The 18538-nt window shown below is 37.7% G+C and carries 19 protein-coding genes; 13 read left to right on the top strand and 6 right to left on the bottom strand.

The features are described from left to right. Window positions 1–107 precede the first annotated feature (107 nt). Window positions 108–1280, bottom strand: a complete 1173-nt coding sequence (locus ACEVFT_RS04830) for a multidrug effflux MFS transporter (RefSeq protein WP_393948444.1) — start codon at window positions 1278–1280, stop codon at window positions 108–110. Between the two features lie 298 nt (window positions 1281–1578). On the opposite strand from ACEVFT_RS04830, the gene ACEVFT_RS04825 reads away from it, so the two are divergent. The 3 genes from ACEVFT_RS04825 (at window position 1579) to ACEVFT_RS04815 (ending at window position 3430) form a co-directional block, all read left to right on the top strand. Continuing rightward, a complete protein-coding gene (locus ACEVFT_RS04825) occupies window positions 1579–2430 on the top strand; it encodes a GNAT family N-acetyltransferase (protein WP_393948443.1) in 852 nt (283 codons plus the stop codon). Window positions 2431–2520: 90 nt separating this feature from the next. Continuing rightward, complete coding sequence (locus tag ACEVFT_RS04820; protein ID WP_393948441.1) at window positions 2521–3054, top strand: GNAT family N-acetyltransferase; 534 nt, start codon at window positions 2521–2523, stop codon at window positions 3052–3054. Window positions 3055–3214: 160 nt separating this feature from the next. Continuing rightward, window positions 3215–3430 (top strand): hypothetical protein, encoded by a 216-nt coding sequence (locus ACEVFT_RS04815; protein WP_205442941.1) that lies wholly within the window; start codon window positions 3215–3217, stop codon window positions 3428–3430. 72 nt (window positions 3431–3502) lie between these two features. On the opposite strand, the gene ACEVFT_RS04810 is transcribed toward ACEVFT_RS04815, so the two are convergent. Next, window positions 3503–4159: a hypothetical protein gene (locus ACEVFT_RS04810; protein ID WP_393948438.1), complete on the bottom strand. Its 657-nt coding sequence runs from the start codon at window positions 4157–4159 to the stop codon at window positions 3503–3505. An 83-nt stretch (window positions 4160–4242) separates the two neighbouring features. Continuing rightward, entirely contained in the window at window positions 4243–4638 is a 396-nt protein-coding gene (locus ACEVFT_RS04805) for a glucosamine 6-phosphate synthetase (RefSeq protein WP_205442943.1), read from the bottom strand. Between the two features lie 191 nt (window positions 4639–4829). Here ACEVFT_RS04805 and nagZ point away from each other — a divergent pair, with 191 nt between their 5' ends. The 4 genes from nagZ to ACEVFT_RS04785 all read left to right on the top strand — a co-directional run bounded on the left by nagZ (window position 4830) and on the right by ACEVFT_RS04785 (window position 10167). Further along, window positions 4830–6518: a beta-N-acetylhexosaminidase gene (gene nagZ, locus ACEVFT_RS04800; protein WP_393948436.1), complete on the top strand. Its 1689-nt coding sequence runs from the start codon at window positions 4830–4832 to the stop codon at window positions 6516–6518. Window positions 6519–6567: 49 nt separating this feature from the next. Further along, window positions 6568–8022: an AcpB/EbpR/MafR family transcriptional regulator gene (locus ACEVFT_RS04795; protein ID WP_393948434.1), complete on the top strand. Its 1455-nt coding sequence runs from the start codon at window positions 6568–6570 to the stop codon at window positions 8020–8022. Between the two features lie 203 nt (window positions 8023–8225). Continuing rightward, on the top strand, window positions 8226–8933 hold the full coding sequence (deoD, locus tag ACEVFT_RS04790; RefSeq protein ID WP_393948432.1) for a purine-nucleoside phosphorylase: 708 nt from the start codon (window positions 8226–8228) through the stop codon (window positions 8931–8933). 52 nt (window positions 8934–8985) lie between these two features. Next, the gene (locus tag ACEVFT_RS04785) at window positions 8986–10167 is read left to right on the top strand and encodes a NupC/NupG family nucleoside CNT transporter (protein WP_393948429.1); all 1182 of its coding nucleotides are present in this window, start codon (window positions 8986–8988) and stop codon (window positions 10165–10167) included. A gap of 257 nt (window positions 10168–10424) precedes the next feature. Here the strand turns inward: ACEVFT_RS04785 and ACEVFT_RS04780 are convergent, their stop codons facing one another. Continuing rightward, window positions 10425–11627, bottom strand: a complete 1203-nt coding sequence (locus tag ACEVFT_RS04780) for an MFS transporter (RefSeq protein WP_393948426.1) — start codon at window positions 11625–11627, stop codon at window positions 10425–10427. Window positions 11628–11838: 211 nt separating this feature from the next. Between ACEVFT_RS04780 and ACEVFT_RS04775 the strand changes: the two genes are divergently transcribed. Further along, entirely contained in the window at window positions 11839–12282 is a 444-nt protein-coding gene (locus ACEVFT_RS04775; RefSeq protein WP_205442953.1) for an Lrp/AsnC family transcriptional regulator, read from the top strand. Between the two features lie 432 nt (window positions 12283–12714). Here ACEVFT_RS04775 and ACEVFT_RS04765 read toward each other — a convergent pair whose 3' ends face one another. Further along, window positions 12715–13185: a DUF2975 domain-containing protein gene (locus ACEVFT_RS04765; RefSeq protein ID WP_393948424.1), complete on the bottom strand. Its 471-nt coding sequence runs from the start codon at window positions 13183–13185 to the stop codon at window positions 12715–12717. Between the two features lie 577 nt (window positions 13186–13762). Between ACEVFT_RS04765 and ACEVFT_RS04760 the strand changes: the two genes are divergently transcribed. Both ACEVFT_RS04760 and trhO read left to right on the top strand, forming a co-directional pair. Beyond that, window positions 13763–13900, top strand: a complete 138-nt coding sequence (locus tag ACEVFT_RS04760; protein WP_393948421.1) for a hypothetical protein — start codon at window positions 13763–13765, stop codon at window positions 13898–13900. Then, entirely contained in the window at window positions 13897–14838 is a 942-nt protein-coding gene (gene trhO, locus ACEVFT_RS04755; RefSeq protein WP_393948420.1) for an oxygen-dependent tRNA uridine(34) hydroxylase TrhO, read from the top strand. The genes ACEVFT_RS04760 and trhO overlap by 4 nt, the downstream gene beginning before the upstream one ends. A 406-nt stretch (window positions 14839–15244) precedes the next feature. Here trhO and ACEVFT_RS04750 read toward each other — a convergent pair whose 3' ends face one another. Beyond that, entirely contained in the window at window positions 15245–15736 is a 492-nt protein-coding gene (locus ACEVFT_RS04750) for a DinB family protein (RefSeq protein WP_205442958.1), read from the bottom strand. 769 nt (window positions 15737–16505) lie between these two features. Here ACEVFT_RS04750 and ACEVFT_RS04745 point away from each other — a divergent pair. The 3 genes from ACEVFT_RS04745 to ACEVFT_RS04735 all read left to right on the top strand — a co-directional run bounded on the left by ACEVFT_RS04745 (window position 16506) and on the right by ACEVFT_RS04735 (window position 18342). Beyond that, on the top strand, window positions 16506–16811 hold the full coding sequence (locus tag ACEVFT_RS04745) for a DUF3784 domain-containing protein (RefSeq protein ID WP_393948418.1): 306 nt from the start codon (window positions 16506–16508) through the stop codon (window positions 16809–16811). A 103-nt stretch (window positions 16812–16914) separates the two neighbouring features. Continuing rightward, complete coding sequence (locus tag ACEVFT_RS04740; protein WP_393948415.1) at window positions 16915–17595, top strand: CPBP family intramembrane glutamic endopeptidase; 681 nt, start codon at window positions 16915–16917, stop codon at window positions 17593–17595. A 66-nt stretch (window positions 17596–17661) separates the two neighbouring features. Continuing rightward, window positions 17662–18342 carry a hypothetical protein gene (locus ACEVFT_RS04735; protein WP_393948414.1) on the top strand — a complete coding sequence of 227 codons (681 nt, stop codon included), beginning with the start codon at window positions 17662–17664 and terminating at the stop codon, window positions 18340–18342. Window positions 18343–18538 lie beyond the last annotated feature (196 nt).

The following is an 18538-nucleotide window of genomic DNA, read 5'->3' as shown; positions in this document are numbered from 1 at the left end:
TTTACGAAGAGTAAAATTTCACCCACTTTTTCTATTCGGAGAAGAGGTTTTGTTCTTAGTCTTTCATCAATCTAAAAGCCATAGGATTGGAAGCCCGCTTTCTTCCATTATCGAATAAACTTTCTCCCAAAAAGCCACATCATGAAGGATAGACCTAAGAAATAAAGTGGCATTGTTAGTAAAGAACCGTTGTGTAGCAAGCTCATACCAGATGTGATGGCACTGACAAGTAAGTAATAGCCGAGACTAAAGATAGCGCCTGCTGTACCAATGACATCCTGAAAGTCTACTAATGCTAGACTTAGACAGTTCGGAAGTGCAATGCCTGAACCTAACAGCATGATAAAAACAGTAATCATCATACCGATGGCCATCATGTTCGCATGCAATGGCAGCGTACAGACAATGGTCAAAAGTAGAGTGCCACCAAGCATCACTAAACAACCAACATGAATGATTTTTTGTGGTGGCTGGATGATGACGAGCCGTTTTGAAATCATGGCCCCTATAATGGAAGCAAGGGCAACAATGATACCAAGAAAGCCGTACAGACCTGGTGACAGCTGAAAATGTTCGATGAAAATAAAGGGTGCTTCGGCATAGTAGCTAAATAGGACACCATTGATGCCTCCAATTAGCAATCCATAGACAAGCACGATGGGTGAAGCAAAAATGCGTTTGACGACAGGCCAAATCGCCGTTCTTTGTCTTGTTGCAGGATCGGTTGTTTCTGGAAGTCTGCAATAAGCATAGATAAACAACAAGAGACTCATGATGACAAGGACAAAAAACACAGCTCGAAAGCCAAACGCTTGATCCACCCAACCACCAATCAACGGCCCTACCGCTGGGGTAAAGGCAATGACAGCTGAAATTTGAGCAAACATGGCGTGGCGTTGATACCCCGTCATGCTTTCACGCAAAATGGTCTGCGTAATAATGGAGCCAGTTGCGGCACCGAACGCTTGGATCAACCGACTAGCTAGCAGAAAAGGGATTGTCTCTGCGTAAAAACAGAGTAGGCTACCTATTCCATAAAAAATTAAACCGGCTAGCATGGCAGGTCGACGGCCAATAAAATCAGAAATCCATCCCCAGCAGAAAACGCCGAATGCAAAGCCAATAAAATAGATGCTCAAGGTTAATTGGACTGAGCTAAAGTCTACACCAAGTGCAGCTGCAATATCCGGTAGAGATGGTGTGTATATCGTTTCACTAATTTGTGGAAAAGCCACAAGAACAATCATTAATAATAAAGATGGTACTGCCTGTTTTTTCAACATATTGCCCTCCTACAAGCAAAATTCTACTTTGTCAGTTACAAGTAGATTGCGTAGCTAGGGAAACGGCGGGACCATTATAAGAATACGTTCATAAGAAGTCATGTTGAAATCACCTTTATATGCTTGAAGTAGGAGTGCATAGTCTAGTAGCTATTATAGGCTATTTTACAATATTTATATAGTAATAATTGCTAAACCTATCAATTATTAAGAGAAATTGCTTGTACATAGCAGGTGAATTTTGTAAAATGGAACAAATGTTCTTTTTAATTTGAATGATAGAGGGTGAACCTAATTGAATTTTGAGCTAACATTATTTACTTCTACCGATATTCAGGGATTAGTTGAGCTATCAGCTTCAGTTGGATGGGATTACGATGCCCATGAAATTGAAACGATCATGGCAGCAGGTCGAATAGTAGGACATAAAAATATGGAAGGAAAAATTGTTTCCAGTGCAGCCATTATTCCCTATGATACAAATGTAGCTTCCATTGGCATGGTGATTGTGCATGAACAATGCAGAGGTTTTGGCTTAGGTAGAATCGTTACACAAGCCTGTATCGATAGTGTTTCAGAGGACACAGCCATTATGCTCGTAGCTACGAAAGAAGGAGAACCATTATATCAAAAAATGGGCTTCACGACTGTTGAGCATGTACATAAATATTTGACGGACAAATTTGTAGAGACGACAAGGGAAGCAAATTGTTTTGGCACCATCAATGAATTGCAAGAACAGGATTTTGAACAGCTTGTTAAACTGGATGCAGCAGCCTTTGGGGATAGTAGAAGCGTCTTTTTGCGTAAAAGAATTCAGCAGTCACAGCGCTGTGTTGTCGTGAAAAATCAACACAACCAAATGATTGGCTATGGCTTAACAATCGCAGGGCCAATTTATCTTCTTTTAGGACCAATCGTAGCGCCAGATAAGGAAGTAGCGCATTATATTATCAATGAATTGGCTAAGGGCTACCAGGGGAAATTACGTATCGATTGTCCGTCTGTCCACAAGGAGCTGAGTCCAATTTTACAACAAAGTGGTTTTACGCTGGCTGCCACACCGCCTGTCATGATCCGCAATGCCAAAAAAATGCCTACTCGAAATCAAACATTATTTGCTCTAGCAGCACAAGCTTTCGGCTAAGCAAACGTGCGAGCCTACTTTTATGTTGTCAAAAAAAGGATTTTGAAGGAAGAGTAGAGAATGTTATGGATGGTAGAGGAGGGGAACAGGATGTTTCCAGCGTTAGAAACAGCAAGACTTAGGTTAAGAGAACTCACAGAGGAGGATGTTCCTGCGATTTTTCGTTGCTTTTCCAATGAGGCTTTAACACGCTATTATGGGCAGGAACCCTTTGTCGACACACAGCAGGCAGAACAGTTAATCAAGCAATTTGCCAAAACCTTTGAGGAAAAGCGTGGGATTCGTTGGGGAATCGAACGAAAAGATTCGAATGAAGTGATTGGTACAGTTGGCTTTCATTTATGGTCGGCTGCACATCAGCGAGCAGAAATTGGCTATGAAATTCATCCCGATTACTGGCGACAAGGTTTTACAAAAGAAGCTGTGCAGAAAGTGATTGCCTATGGTTTTGAGAATATGAAGTTAAATCGTATCGGAGCCGTAGTTTTTTTAGAAAATGAGTCATCCACTCAGCTATTGATTAAACTTGGATTCCAACAGGAAGGCATATTGAGGGACTATATGTATCAAAAGGGACAAGCACATGATACATTTATCTATTCTTTATTAAAAAAAGATGAATAACGTAGCTTTAGCGCTTTTATAGAATAATAATTTACTTGGAAATGGATAATAAATAATAATTTAGATGGAGTTTTGAGGTTACTTTTTTCGGTTATAGTTCTTATATGAACAACAATTCATAAGTTCGTGCAAAAAAGTAACAGATGAGGGGCTGGGTGTTATGGAGCAATATAGCACAGCTTATTTTCAAAAGCTAGATTTACTGTCAAGCTTATACGCAGGACAGGCCGCTCTAAAGGGTTCCATTCCAACAGAGAAGGTCAAGCGAATGGAGCGCTATCAACAAATTGAAGCGGCGATTACAAAACTAAATAACGAAATTAGAATCATTGAACGGACCATATTAAAGTCCTCCCATTCTACTAGAAATGGTTAATAGTAGCTCAACCCATGCAGAGATATGCATGGGTTTTTATATTGATTAGTAAAACTAAAAGCTTCCTTTACACTAAAAATAGATGGAAGGATACGTTAGCAACACAGAGCTATCCTTCAATGTCCGCGATCTATCCGCTACATTCAAAGTGCTATCCGCCACTTTAGGATTGCTATCCACCACATAGCTTGATTTATCCGCTTTCACAAGGCTATCCTTCAATCTCCACGATCTATCCGCTACATTCAAAGTGCTATCCGCTACTTTAGGATTGCTATCCACCACATAGCTTGATTTATCCACTTTCACAAGGTTATCCTTCAAAGTCCGCGTTCTATCCGCTACATTCAATGTGCTATCCGCCACATTGCTTGATTTATCCACTTTTACAAGGCTATCCTTCAATTTACGCGATCTATCCGTCACTTTCAAAGTGCTATCCGCCACTTTAGGATTGCTATCCACCACATACCTTGATTTATCCGCTTTCACAAGGCTATCCTTCAATGTCCGCGATCTATCCGCTACTTTCAAAGTGCTATCCGCTACTTTAGGATTGCAATCCACCACATTGCTTGATATATCCACTTTCACAAGGCTATCCTTCAATTTACGCGATCTATCCGTCACTTTCAAAGTGCTATCCGCTACTTTAGGATTGCTATCCACCACATAGCTTGATTTATCCGCTATCACAAGGCTATCCTTCAATCTCCACGATCTATCCACCACATACCTCATTCTATCCGCTTCCATCCTTCTTCCACAAAAAAACCCTCATAGCTTCACTATAAGGGTCTACATACCATTCATTATTGAGCAAGTGCTAGTAAAAATTGATCGCGGTCTGCTTCTTCCTGCATTTTACTATCGACAAGCATTGCACCTGATTGGACACTTGTGATGTCGTTGTCTACAAGAAATTGTACATTGATCTTGGCTACTTCATTGTTAACTGTACAATCGCCCTCGAACTCTACTACATCCTGTCCCTTTTGTGTTTCAAAATAAACCCAATATGGATTTTCGCAGGCAGAGGCAAAGGCACTCTCTAATGTTTTTGTACTATTTTCATAGGAATAGTTTTTTACATATGTAATGTATTCGTTGTCCGTAATATCCTTTTGTGGGCCATAAAAGTACCAAAATACCCCTAAGATACCGATTGGCACAATCCACAATATATTTCTTTTACTTAATTTCCCCATGTGTTACATCCCCCTTTATGTGAATATTTTAACATCTTCTTTTGCATTTTTGCTAGCTTACGATAATATTTTCTATAGAAGGCCGTGATTCTGTTCATAGCGTGAGCTTTGAATTCAGGTGGCAGTTATGATAACGTTAGTTGATAGATTTGTTCGAAGTCGCGATATTGCTTGGTAAAGGAGGTTTTTGCATGCATAAAAAAAGACGTGGTTTGCTGCTAGTTCTAGTGCTGATGTTAATGGGTCTGGTCTTTTTTCTCGGCATGAAAATGAGGCCAGTCACACAACCGACTAGAAATCCTGAGACAACGCCCGTTCAAGAGGATGCGTCCGAACAAGAAAGTGGTTCAGAAAATATGGAGGTCCTCATACAGGACATTGCTCAATTCGCGCAAGAAGGAAAAATACCAGATGTGCCATTTACAGTAGGAGATACTGAACAACAAACGGTTCATGAGCAATGGGGAGAACCTCAGCAAGTCACTGAATCAGCCAATGGACAATATGAAGATTATGAGGATGTGACGATTGGTTATCGAGGTTCACAGGCCTTCGATATCCGTTCATCGAAAGAAAATATTAAAAGCATTCGTTTAGCAGATATTAAAAATAAGTTGGGTGAACCTGATGAAGTTCGTTACTATCAGGATCCGACGACCAATCAAATTATTCTTGTCTACCAAGTCAATACCAGCTATCAATTAAAGTGGATCTTACCGAAGCCGACTGACAGCGATACCAATCCTGCCGTTCATCATATTTCGGTTTATACGGAACTTAAACCACAAGCACCTGATACAGTGGAACAGATGACATTGGACGAGAAAATCGGTCAAATGATGTTTGCAGGTGTGTCAGGTACGACGCTCCAGCAGGAGACAGCAAGCCTCATTCAAAAGGCTAAAGTAGGTGGTTTGATTCTTTATGGCAATAATCTTGAAACACCCCAGCAAACGGTCACATTGATGAATGACTTAATGGCTGCCAATGCGAATAATCAGCTACCCCTTTTCCTTGGCACTGACCAAGAGGGTGGCAAAGTAGTCAGATTACCAGGCGCTTTAAAAAATTTCCCAACGAACAAAAAAATTGGGGACATTAACCAATCCAAGTTTTCATTTGAAGTAGGCCAATTATTAGGGGAACAATTAAAGGCATTTGGCTTCAATTTGGACTTTGCGCCTGTATTAGATGTCAATAGCAATCCGAATAATCCGATTATCGGGGATCGCTCGTTTTCCAATGATCCTGCTATCGTCAGCAAATTAGGCATTCAGACAATGAAGGGTCTGGAGTCCGAGCAGGTTATTCCTGTCGTCAAGCATTTCCCTGGGCATGGTGACACGTCAGTGGATTCCCATTTAGAATTGCCAAAGGTGGCAAAAAGCTTGAACGACTTGAATCAGCTAGAGCTTGTCCCATTTAAAGACGCCATTAACAATGGTGCAGATGTCGTTATGGTCGCTCATATTTTATTGCCAAAGATTGACCCACAGTACCCTTCCTCGATGTCGAAGGAAATTATTACGGGTATGCTAAGAAAGCAATTAGGCTTTGATGGCGTTATTATGACAGATGATATGACGATGAAAGCTATCACCAATCATTATGCGATCGGGCAAGCAGCTGTCGATTCGATCAAGGCTGGTAGTGATATTATTTTAATTGCCCATGAGTATGCCAATATTACAGCAGCTATAGAAGCGGTGAAAGCAGCCGTCAGCAATGGGGAAATAACAGTGGAGCGCATAAATGATAGCGTCCGAAGAATAATAAAACTAAAAGAAAAATATCAGCTTGTCAATCAACCCGTGACAGCGGTCGATATCAACAAGCTTAATACAGACATCACAAAAGTATTGAATACGTATATGAAATAAAGGCGAAAAGGGACATACAGCAAGTGATGTATGTTCCTTTTTGTGAATGATGGATAAGGGTGAGAACGTGGATAAGGAATTCAAATTAGCTAGTCAATTATTAACGCTGCTAGATTCTGAACAAAGATGGTTTACCTTAGCAGAGGTTGAAAAAAGTTTACATATTTCAGATAAGACCATACGTAAGCTCGTTGAGGAGATTAATCAGCAATTACCAGCAGCGATGACTATTGAAGTATCTAGAGGAAAGGGAATTTTTCTACAACGCGATGGGCGAAGTACAACCGTTAGTGAAGTGCTTTCTAGCATGTTCAGGCAAACCATCTTCTATCGACTAATGCATGTATTGTTTACAAATAGGAAACCATTGTCAATGGAGGAGCTGGCAGAAGCCATGTTTATGAGCACCTCCTCGATGAAGAAGCTGATTATGCAACTAAATAATCATGATTTGAAGCCGTATAAGCTACGCATCACATACTCGACGCCAGCCGTAAAGGGAAATGAATTGAATATCCGTTACTTTTATTGGAAATTATATGGTGATGCCTATGAGTTTACAGGATGGCCATTTACCAATAGTGACTTTGATTTTATCAATCAATACATCACGCATATAGAGCATGAGCAAAGCATTGTTTATTTTATCAATTCCAAAAGGAAATTATCCTTTTTAGTGGCCATTGTCTTGGAAAGAGTAAGAAAGGGCAACTATGTCAAAATTACGGAGGGTGATTACGCCTGGGAAAGTGGGATGTTCTATTTGCCAGTAAAAGACTTTGCACAGGCACTGGAAGAAAAATTTTCGATTGAATTACCAAAGAGTGAACGGTTTTTTATGCAATCTCTATTTAGTCTAAGCCAATATCATTATTATGAAGGGTCAGACATGACGCCGATGAAGGAAATCAAATTATATAAGAATAAAGAAATCGATCAAATGGCGCAGCAGCTGTTTATCTTATTGGCAAAGGCTTACCCTAATCTAGATATGAATGAGCGGTTTAGCTTGGAGGTTTATGAGTTCCTGGACAAGCTTTTCATCGATAATGCCATTCCTGAATGGTTGATGATTTCAAAAAGTAATTTAACAAACTATGTTCAAATCGAATGTCAGCAAATTTACCAAGATATGCAGACCTGTATGCAAACGTGGCAAAATGCGTACCCTTCTGTCCTGTATAATGACTTTCATTTAACCAAGCTTACCTTGCTTGTTCGTTCAGGGCTACGTTATAAAAGTAAACGAGCCTTCTTGGTCATTGGTGAGGAGTTTTCAATCCGCCATTATATAGCCAATTTGATTAAAAATGAAATTGGGGACCAGTTGATTATTAATACCTCTATTATGAAAGGGCTAACGGATGAAATGGTGCAGCAGCATGACATTGATTTTGTTATAAGTAATTTTCCAGTTGCTTTAACGACAGTGCCGGTTGTTATTATATCTACGATTCCCTCCAAAAGAGATTTAGATAATATTCGTCAAGAATTGCTTCGGTAATTTGGTCAATTATTTCCCGTACACTACGTAACAATCTGGTCTAGTTTGTTATGATCATTAAATCTTATACTCATAGTAGTTTCTGAACGGATTTCTTGTAGAAGAAATCGGTTTGGAAATGGCTATGGGTATTTTTTTATTGGTAAATGAAAACGGTTACCTAATGAATTTGAGATAAATAACAAGTTTTTGGAGGAATGAAAATGAGTAGACATCTAGGAGCAAAAAAGGGAGAAATAGCTGAGCGTGTTTTATTACCTGGAGACCCTTTACGTGCAAGATTTGTAGCAGAGCATTTTTTAGAGAATGTCTATTGCTATAACGAAGTAAGAGGAATGTATGGTTACACAGGATCGTTCAAAGGCGTGCCAATTTCAGTGCAGGGGACGGGCATGGGAAATCCTTCGATGAGTATATACGGTACTGAATTGGTTAACGATTATGGCGTGAAAAAATTGATTCGTATCGGCACATGTGGCGCGATGCAAAAGGACATTCAAATCCGCGATATCATTCTAGCCCAAGCCGTGTCTTCAGACAGCAATTTGACGGAGAAAATTTTCTACGGCAATAATTACGCACCAATAGCGGATTTTTCCTTATTAATGAAAGCGTTTCAACTAGCGCAAGGGAAAAAAGGAAATGTTTTTGTTGGCAATATTTATAATTCAGATGAATTTTATCGTGAAACATTAGACAGGCTTCATAAGTTTATGGAATTCGGTGTGCTAGGGGTAGAAATGGAAAGCACAGCCCTCTATACGTTAGCCGCAAAATATGGGGTAAAGGCATTATCTATTTTGACGGTAGGTAGTCAATTATTAACAAATGAAAGCTTAACGCACGAGGAAAGTGAAAAGTCCTTTTTTGATATGGTGGACATTTCTCTTCACACAATTATCGAGGAGTAAGGGATGGGAAGAGAAAACATTTGAAAACATTGTTCGTAACGGAGGGGACAACATGCATTATATTATTTCGATAGTAGGTCTACTACTCGTGCTATTTTTAGCATGGCTTGCAAGCAATAATAAGAAAAAGATTAAATACCGCCCAATCATTGTGATGATTGTTATCCAGCTTGTTTTAGGGTTTCTTCTACTGAAAACAGGTATCGGGGAATTTTTAATTAAAGGTTTTGCTGATAGCTTTGCAAAACTACTTGAATATGCCAACGAGGGTACGAATTTTGTATTTGGTGGGATGGCGAATGAGGGCGCACATACATTTTTCCTGTATGTTTTAATGCCAATCGTTTTTATGTCAGCCATCATCGGCATATTGCAACATTATAGAATTCTGCCGTTTATTATTAAATATATAGGTTTAGTATTAAGTAAAATCAATGGGATGGGTAAATTAGAATCCTATAATGCGGTTGCAGCGGCAATAGTGGGGCAAAATGAAGTATTTATTTCAGTGAAAAACCAAATTGGCTTTTTACCAAAGCATCGACTCTATACCTTATGTGCTTCTGCGATGTCAACGGTATCTATGTCCATTGTGGGCTCCTATATGACGATGCTAGAGCCTAAGTATGTAGTGGCAGCCTTAATATTAAACTTGTTTGGTGGTTTTATCGTAGCCTCGATCATTAATCCGTATGAAGTGAAAGCGGAGGAAGATATAATTGAAGTGCAGGAAGGCGAAAAGCAAACATTTTTTGAAATGCTAGGCGAATACATTATGGATGGTTTTAAAGTAGCCATCATTGTCGGGGTAATGTTAGTAGGCTTTGTTGGGTTAATTGCCCTCATTAATGGTGTGTTTAATGGCATTTTCGGCATCTCGTTCCAAGGCTTCCTAGGGTATGTCTTTGCCCCAATTGCCTTTGTCATGGGTGTACCTTGGCATGAAGCTGTGAATGCTGGTAGTATTATGGCAACAAAGCTTGTGGCAAATGAATTCGTTGCCATGCTGGACTTCGTTAAAATCCAAGATAGCTTCAGTGAGCGTACAGCAGCCATTGTCTCTGTTTTCCTCATATCCTTTGCTAACTTTGGCTCGATTGGTACCATCGTAGGTGCAGTAAAAGGGTTAAATGAAAAGCAAGGCAATGTGGTAGCACGCTTTGGATTAAAACTGCTATACGGTGCCTCCCTTGTAAGTGTTCTATCAGCGATTATTATTGGGATTGTGTTTTAAATAGAACCGATACGTGATTAAAAAAAGAAAGAGACTACCATATTATTTCGGTAGCCTCTTTTATTTTATGGAAAGTAAGTAGCTTACGATTTTTGGAGAACGGTATTAGTTTAATCTACAGCGCAATCGGGCCATGTTTTAGAAATAATCCGATAAAGATCAACTTCTACCTACAGTGACATGGTATAGGAATATCAAGTACCCCTTTTAGATATTCTTTTTAAAGGAGGATGACTACATTCTTTACAAGAAATTAATTATTGGTTTTTTTGAGGAAACCCATAAACATTTGCACGAAATGCTACTAGGAATCCAAGAAGAATGAGGATAAATACCCATGGAAAAGAACTCACATCAAATGATTCGATCAGAACTGCTCCAATTGCACTCCCGCCACCAATAGCGAGATTCCAAACAGTAACTAACATAGATTGGGCAATATCCGCACCTTTTTTAGCGTTATCTGCTATGGCTGTTTGCGTCAGTGTTGCTGCTCCACCAAAGGTTAAGCCCCATACAGTTACAGCACTATAAATGATAATAGGATGACTAATTCCGATACCTAATGCGAATGATGCTAATCCAAATCCGACCAGACTCATTAAAACTAAAGTACGTAGTCTACGCTCAATGAATATACCTATAACCCAGATTCCAACTAAAGATGCCATACCGAAAACAAGTAAAATCAAATCAATTCGTTTGGCAAGTCCTGCTTCGGAAAGGTATGGTGCGATATAAGTATAAAGCATGTTATGCGAAAGTATCCAAGCTAATACAACAAACAAGATTGGACGAACTCCAGGCGTAATAAAAACCTCTAGAAGAGTCATTCGTTTTGAAGATGTTTGTCCAGGGAAGTTTGGGACTTTCCAAATAATCCATAAAATCAGTAATGCTGCTAAAAGTGACATTATGCCAAAGACATTTCTCCAGCCAACAAGGGAACCGAGAAATGTCCCAGTAGGAACACCCAAAGCTAATGCAAGAGGCGTACCAATCATGGCTACGGCCATTGCCCTTCCCTTTAGTGATTCTGGCGCCATCAGTCGTGCATATCCCGCAGTCAGCCCCCACAGGACTCCAGCCGTTACACCTGCAAAGAAGCGAGCGATTAAAGTTAAGGTCAAACTAGAAGATAAGGCTGTAATAGTATTAAATACAAGGAATCCAATAATACACAAAAGCAGTAAGGGCTTCCTATGCCATCCTTGTGTTGCAGTGGTTATAGGAATAGCTGCAATGAGTGAACCAAGAGCATAAGCTGTAACAAGTTGACCTGCAAGGGATTCTGACACACCGAGTCCTTTGCTTATTTCTATTAGTAAACCAGCAGGTATAGTTTCGGTAAGGATACATATAAACCCAGCCATAGCGAGCGCCATTAAACCTGCCCAAGGAAGACGTTCTGAGGGTATTGCATAAGAATTTTGTTTACTTAAATCACTATTATTATCCATTTATAAAAGGCCTCCTGATTAGTTGATAGGATTAATTATACTAATCAGATTTTGAATTTTACATTTGATAATAAAGGAATAAATTTATATTTGGTTATAAAAACAATGTAATTTGATGCTATCAAGTTTAAATTATAATATAATGATTTCAGGGTCATATACGTCCTACAATTTGATGTCACTATCGTAAATGATATGAAGGGGTGCTTAAATGGATAGTATTGATAGAGATATACTCATGCATTTACAATCAGATGCTCGGTTGTCAATGACTGCCCTCGGAAAACTTATAGGATTATCTCAACCAGCAATAACAGAGAGGGTAAAAAGACTAGAAGAACAAGGCGTGATAAAAAGCTACAGGGCTAAAGTATCGAATGAAAAAGTCGGAAAATCCATTGTTGCTTTTATCCTTTTCCGGACTACAAAGTGCAACAATTTCGTTGATTATTGTATGCAAGCTTCACAAGTAGTAGAGTGTCATCGAATTAGCGGAGAATACAATTATCTAATTAAGGTAGTAGTGGAATCAACAAAGGAACTTGAATTATTTGAAAATGATAGCATGAGGTATGGCGATTCTACTACATTGATTTCCTTATCATCACCTATTGAAGACAAACCATTGCTACCAAATTTAAATGTTGATTATTAATTTTTTTTATAACCTTTTATAAAAAGATCGATTTAAATACAGTTATTTATGTAAAAACGGCTAAGCATTGAATGAAAAATTGGGTTCTCTCTATTTAGGAGAGATAGACAAATATTTAATGAGTAAGTTTTACAGCTACCTTAATGAATAAATCAAGTATGAAAAGTTCACTGTTTATAGGCAGTGAACTTTTCAATTATCGGGCGCTTTTCATCAATGTGGAGAGTGTCTTTCTTCATTTAAGCATGAACTTGTACTGTATAGTGAATATGAAAATCAGAAACGTATAAAAGAGAAAATAAAAGGATTGAGCTCGGTACTATACCGATTTCAATCCTTCTTAGCTACTTAACTTCATATAGTGTCTAAATTTTGTGTCATTTAAGGGTCATAATTCGGTAGGGAAAGTAGTTATACTTGCAAAATAAACACCTACATTTTTTCTAGGATATTTTTTATGGGCTTTTGAAGTACGTCTATAATGGCAGCGATGATAGCTGTTACAAAAATCGCTATTAGACCAAGTGCTATCGGACCTGCTGCATCTTCACCTGTGAACATAGCAAAAATCCTTAAGTAAACGATTAACAACAAAATGAAGAAAATAATTGTAAAAGCACATTTTTTTATAGCCTTCAAGGATTTAAGGGATAACTCAGAAAAAGCATTGTTTATATGGATATAACTCAATAGTTTATATGCTTGATACAACGCAACAGAAAACGTAATGCATACGCCATAGGCACATATTAACAATGGATATACCGAGTAATCACCTGGACGCACTTGTGCATCTTGTATAGCTGCTTGAGGTAACCAATATATACATACAGCAAGTACCGCAATGCCCATTAGAAAAGCAACGATTTTTAAGAAAAAAGTTGAACTTAGTTTAACATTCATGTGAAGCACCTCATTGATTTTATGATAATATGATATTAGTCTATTTATTATCGTTTATCAATATATTTATTTCGTTTTTTATTATATTATTGTTGTTATTCAAATAATTACTTGATAATCATGTGGGAATCATACTTCAGTTATTGTCAGTTTTATCATGAAGTAACTGAACAAGTAGGCGCAATTTTTAAAATGGAGAATGCGCCTTTTTGTTTAAGTCGCTTTAGAATCTATTCTTGGAGCGGTGTTACTTGCTAAAAATCACCCAGTAAATCATAAAAGCTAAATTGATGAAATTTAATTTTTAACTAGTTACTAAGATTTCGTAAAGATATCAATATCTTAGATTATTGAATAATCTCTGTATGAAAAGGGCTCCCCCTGGATATATTCTGAAAAATCCTGCTGTTAATTTTATTTGAACACGCTAAGATTCCAAACTCTCGTATTGAGATAATTGCTGAAAGACTTCAGTAAAGTTATATAAAAAGAATTTATTGAAAAGTTTCTTCTTGCAACAATCAGGCACATTTCTTTAGGAAGGAATATGTCTTTTTTTCATCTACAGGGCCAGAATGTGGAAAAATATATTGATACTCATTTCAGTCTAATTACCGATAGCATATTAACTGATTATCCTTTATTGTTAATAGGTCGTAAAAGACACTATCAGGAATATCCTGCAAATATTGAAATGATAGGTGGAAAACAATGAAATATCAAGTATTATTATATTACCATTACACGAAGATTGAAGATCCAGCTGTGTTTTCAGCAACGCACTTAGAAATGTGTAAAGAGATCGGTTTAAAAGGTCGTATTTTAGTAGCCAATGAGGGTATTAACGGTACTGTTTCGGGTACGATTGAGCAAACAGAGCAATACATGGCAAACATGCAAGCTGACCCATTATTTGAAGGCATTGTCTTCAAAATTGATGCGGCAGATGATCATGCATTCAAAAAAATGCATGTACGCCCACGTCCTGAGTTAGTAAACTTAGGCTTAGAAGAAGACGTAAACCCACATGAATTAACAGGTCGTTACCTGTCACCCGAACAATTCCTTGCTGAAATGCAAGATGAAAATACAGTAGTATTAGATGTGCGTAACACGTATGAATACGATGTCGGCCATTTTCGTGGCGCGATTCGACCAGATGTAAAAAACTTCCGTGATACACCAGAATGGGTACGTGAAAACCGCGAGCTATTCGAAGGGAAAAATGTGTTAACCTATTGCACGGGCGGGATTCGTTGTGAGAAGTTTTCCGGCTGGATGAAACGTGAAGGCTTTGGCGATGTCGGTCAATTACATGGCGGTGTGGCAACATACGGAAAAGACCCTGTTGCGAAAGGCCAATTATGGGACGGTCAAATGTACGTATTTGATGAGCGTTTAACGGTGCCAATCAATCAAGTAGAGCATGTGATTATCGGTCGTGATCACTATGACGGTGAAGCTTGTGAACGTTACATTAACTGTGCAAACCCAGAATGTAACAAGCAAATCATCGCATCTGAGGAAAATGAAGCCAAGCATTTAGGTGGCTGTACAATCGAATGTACAAAGCATGCGCGCAACCGCTACATCGTGCGTCACAATTTAACAGAAGAGCAAGTAGCTCAAGCAATTGAGGCGTTACAAGCATAAGCATGTGAGCTGTCTAAACATACAAAACGTTATTCAATATCTTTCATAACCCACTATTTAGAGGTACTTAAAACACTCGATGTAAGTGTTCAAACGATCCATTTTAACATTGGACTAGTTTGCTCGCTTATATAGAGTGTTTTTTCTTATGTAAGGAAAAGGTAAATGACTCAATCATAGGGTGAAGAGGGGGATAAATCTGAAGCTGTTTAAAGTAAATGATCACAGGGTATTCAGAAAAATGTAACAGGCTTTAATTAGCGCAAGCTCGCAAAAGGTGGACACACGGCTTGCGAGAGATAATGAAAACGAGCCCCCTACAGTTGGTAGTTTGTCTCTAACTTTAGGAGGCATCTGCTTTTAAATCGCTTATTGTGTGCAATATGCAAGTCGTTTTAATCTTCGTTTATAAGTATGAGCGCTTAGCTGGCCATGAACCTTGTAGTTTACGAAGTTGGACAATTTGCCCTGTATGATATGCATCGTGCAACAGGATATTTAGATATTGTTGCCAAACTGGAAGAGCAGGACTAGGTTGATCTAATGCCTCTTCTTGAAGGGATGCTAATGAAGATTGTAAGGCATCATGTACTTGAAGCGTTCGCGTCACGGTTTCTTGCCAAGCATCTTCATCATGAGCGCCACCTTGGACAAACGTTTCATCATTATTTTGTGGAGCAACAAATGTGTCATCTTTATGTAAGCGAGAAACTAAGCGCTCTTTAAAGATTAGTAAATGGTTTACATTTTCCCAAATCGTATTCGCGGCATTTCCTTCTGGTTGCCAACATGCTTGTGCAGCAGTGAGATTCTTTAATGCTTCTGATAACGGTGGGTACCATTCCTCTTCGTAAAAAACTTGATTGACTCCATTTTGCAAAAGTTCTTTTTTACTCATTTGGATAGCCTCCTTTTTTTGTAACGCACAACACATTCCTTTCTCTTAATTTATCAAATTTTCCGAAAATAGTATATAGGAGTGAAAATATACATGGTCATGTGATTGAAAAAAATACTAAATTGGTGTTAGTAAAGAAAAGTACTTAAAATAACGGAGCACTTTAGTTTAAATTTTTGTGAATTTAGATGGATAATTTATTTAATTTTGGAACTTCTGTTCATTTCAGACGTATTAAAGTTGAGGGACTATGGCAGTTCAAAGTGATACATAATAAAAAAAAGGAGAAAATGAAATGAATATTTATATAGTAATATTACCAATGATTAGTATGTTGTTAGGTTTGTATTTAGTATGTCTGGGACTCTGGGAATTAAGAGTTGGTATAGATAGAAAAAGATTTATAACCTACTCGTTTACAGGGCTATTTTTGATCTTTATATTACCGAACATGTTTGGTTTTTTACAATTTAATTATTAATAACTTATTTGAACTAAGCAGTTTAGTTGAAGAGCTGCAGTTGCAAGCAAACAACAAAGATCTTAGTGAGAAATTAAAAGATGGTTGTTTATAACAAGTATGTTTAAGAAACCTCTTCTTGGATGCCCGTAAACTAAATATTGTTTTATATGCTATAATTGACCAAATAATTAAAACAAAAGTGACGTAATGTACTATAAAAAGCCACTTTCATAAACGGGTCATTTGGTTGAATACATAGGTAAAATTTATAAAAATAACTGCTCATAAAAAGGGAGGACAAAAGTAATGGGAATGGAAATGGGAATCGGCCTAGTTTTCGGTGTCTTTGTAATTTGGGCCGGCAATATTGTTCGGACAAAACAGGCATTTGCATTTCTTGCAGGTTTTAGGGAAACGTGGCAACCGGTTAATAAAGAAAGACTAGGAAGTAGAGTTGGTATTCTCTTAATGATGATAGGTGTTATAGCCATTTTTGCGTCTATTTTTACCATATGGTTTGGGGATACAGTCGGAAAAATCTCTGGGGTCTTGGCTATGATTGATGTGATTTTGATTATTATAGTCATCGGATTAGATCAAATAGGCTATTGAAAGGAGTGTATACGTGGGAAACTGGAGAATAAAACTAGTCCTGTTATTTACAATATTAAATATAATAGGAATATTCGCTATCATTCCATATTCGATAACTTTAATGGGCAATCAATCGGTACCGGGAGATAGTCCAATTTCATTAATCATTATTATCAATTCAACTATTCAAGTTTTTTATATGTTTGTATTGATATTGGTTGGTTTAAGACTTCAAAATCGTACAGGGTTAAACGCTCCACTATTAAATGGAATTGTTTATCCTAAGACACGAGTACATATTTCAAAAAAGTGGTTAATCAATAGTATTGTTGGGGCATTCATTGGAAGCCTTATGATCATTCTTCTTGATTTATTCGTATTTAGCCCTCTGATAGGGGCTCCAATGGATCAACTTCCCTCACCAAATTGGTGGCAAGGTTTACTTGCTTCACTATACGGAGGAATTACAGAAGAACTAATGCTGCGATTGTTTGGCATGACGTTCATTGTATGGTTATTGGCCAGGATAACAAAAAAAGAAAAGGATAACATTCCTACTAGTTTTTACTATGTTGCAATTTTTCTTGTAGCAATACTATTTGGATTAGGGCATTTGCCAGCGACAATACAAGTATTCGGCGATCTATCTACCATTATTGTCATACGGGCATTGGTGTTAAATGGGCTCTTAGGCTTGTGGTTTGGTTACTTATACTGGAGAAAGGGCTTAGAATATGCAATGATTGCACATATCTCAGCAGATATCTTTCTTCACGTTCTATTTGCGTCAATACTCTATTAAACAATCGGGCGCTTTCCTTGAATAGGAGAGTGTCCTTTTTCATGAAAAGGGCCATTTATTGGAGTAATGCGTATTGCAAAAAAATGGATAAGAAATAATTTAATGAAACATTCATTAATTGGGGGAGCGAATATGCGTTATTTTAAAAACTATTGCTTGTTTATAGTTATCACATTGTTGTTAACAGGGTGTGCAGGAGTAGAAACAAAAAAATCTCCATCAAATTCGAAATTAACCATTGAGTCTTACAACATGAGTGAAAAAGAAACCTTATTAATTAGTAAAACAGGTGTAGAGCAAATCGAATTTTTTAAGTTGAATGGCACTTTGAAAGAAGATGATGATTTGCAATTTTCAGTGGAAGTGTTTGAAAACGGTAAGTTTAAAGAGGAGTTACTAAAGACTTGGGATGAACTCGAAACAAAATATAATGACAGCCTTATTTCTTTTGGAATAATTGACAATAGAGACGAAGATCATTCTTTAAAACTTTTAAATGGTATACCTTCTGGGCTTGCTACAACGTTTTATTCAAATAACATGACAACATCATCTTTCGGTTTGCTAATCGACGAAAAAATGACTTTAGAAAAAAATAAACCTATTTATTTAACAGCATGGCTAGGCACTACTAAAAACGAACTGCGTTCTGGAGGTGGCACAACTGGGGAACTGCCCTTAGGTATTGAAGAAGCTGAACTAGCATTTATATACAAAGTTTTATGGACCGACAAAGAAAAGAAATAATTTTTACCTAAGTTATTCAACAATCAGGCGCTATTCTTGAATAACATAGTGGAAAATAAACAAACTTATTATAAAAACCTCATATTTTTTTAAAAGGGCAACTCCACTTACGGCACTTTTCTTAAATGTGAGAAGTGTCTTTCTTCATAAATAGGGCCATATAAAATCAGTTTAATAGAAGAACGCTATTTGACTA

It is taken from the genome of Lysinibacillus sp. PWR01 (assembly GCF_043359455.1).
Taxonomy (GTDB): domain Bacteria; phylum Bacillota; class Bacilli; order Bacillales_A; family Planococcaceae; genus Lysinibacillus; species Lysinibacillus fusiformis_F.
Note: the sequence above shows the minus strand (reverse complement) of the source record. Positions and strands in the feature narration are given on the sequence as shown.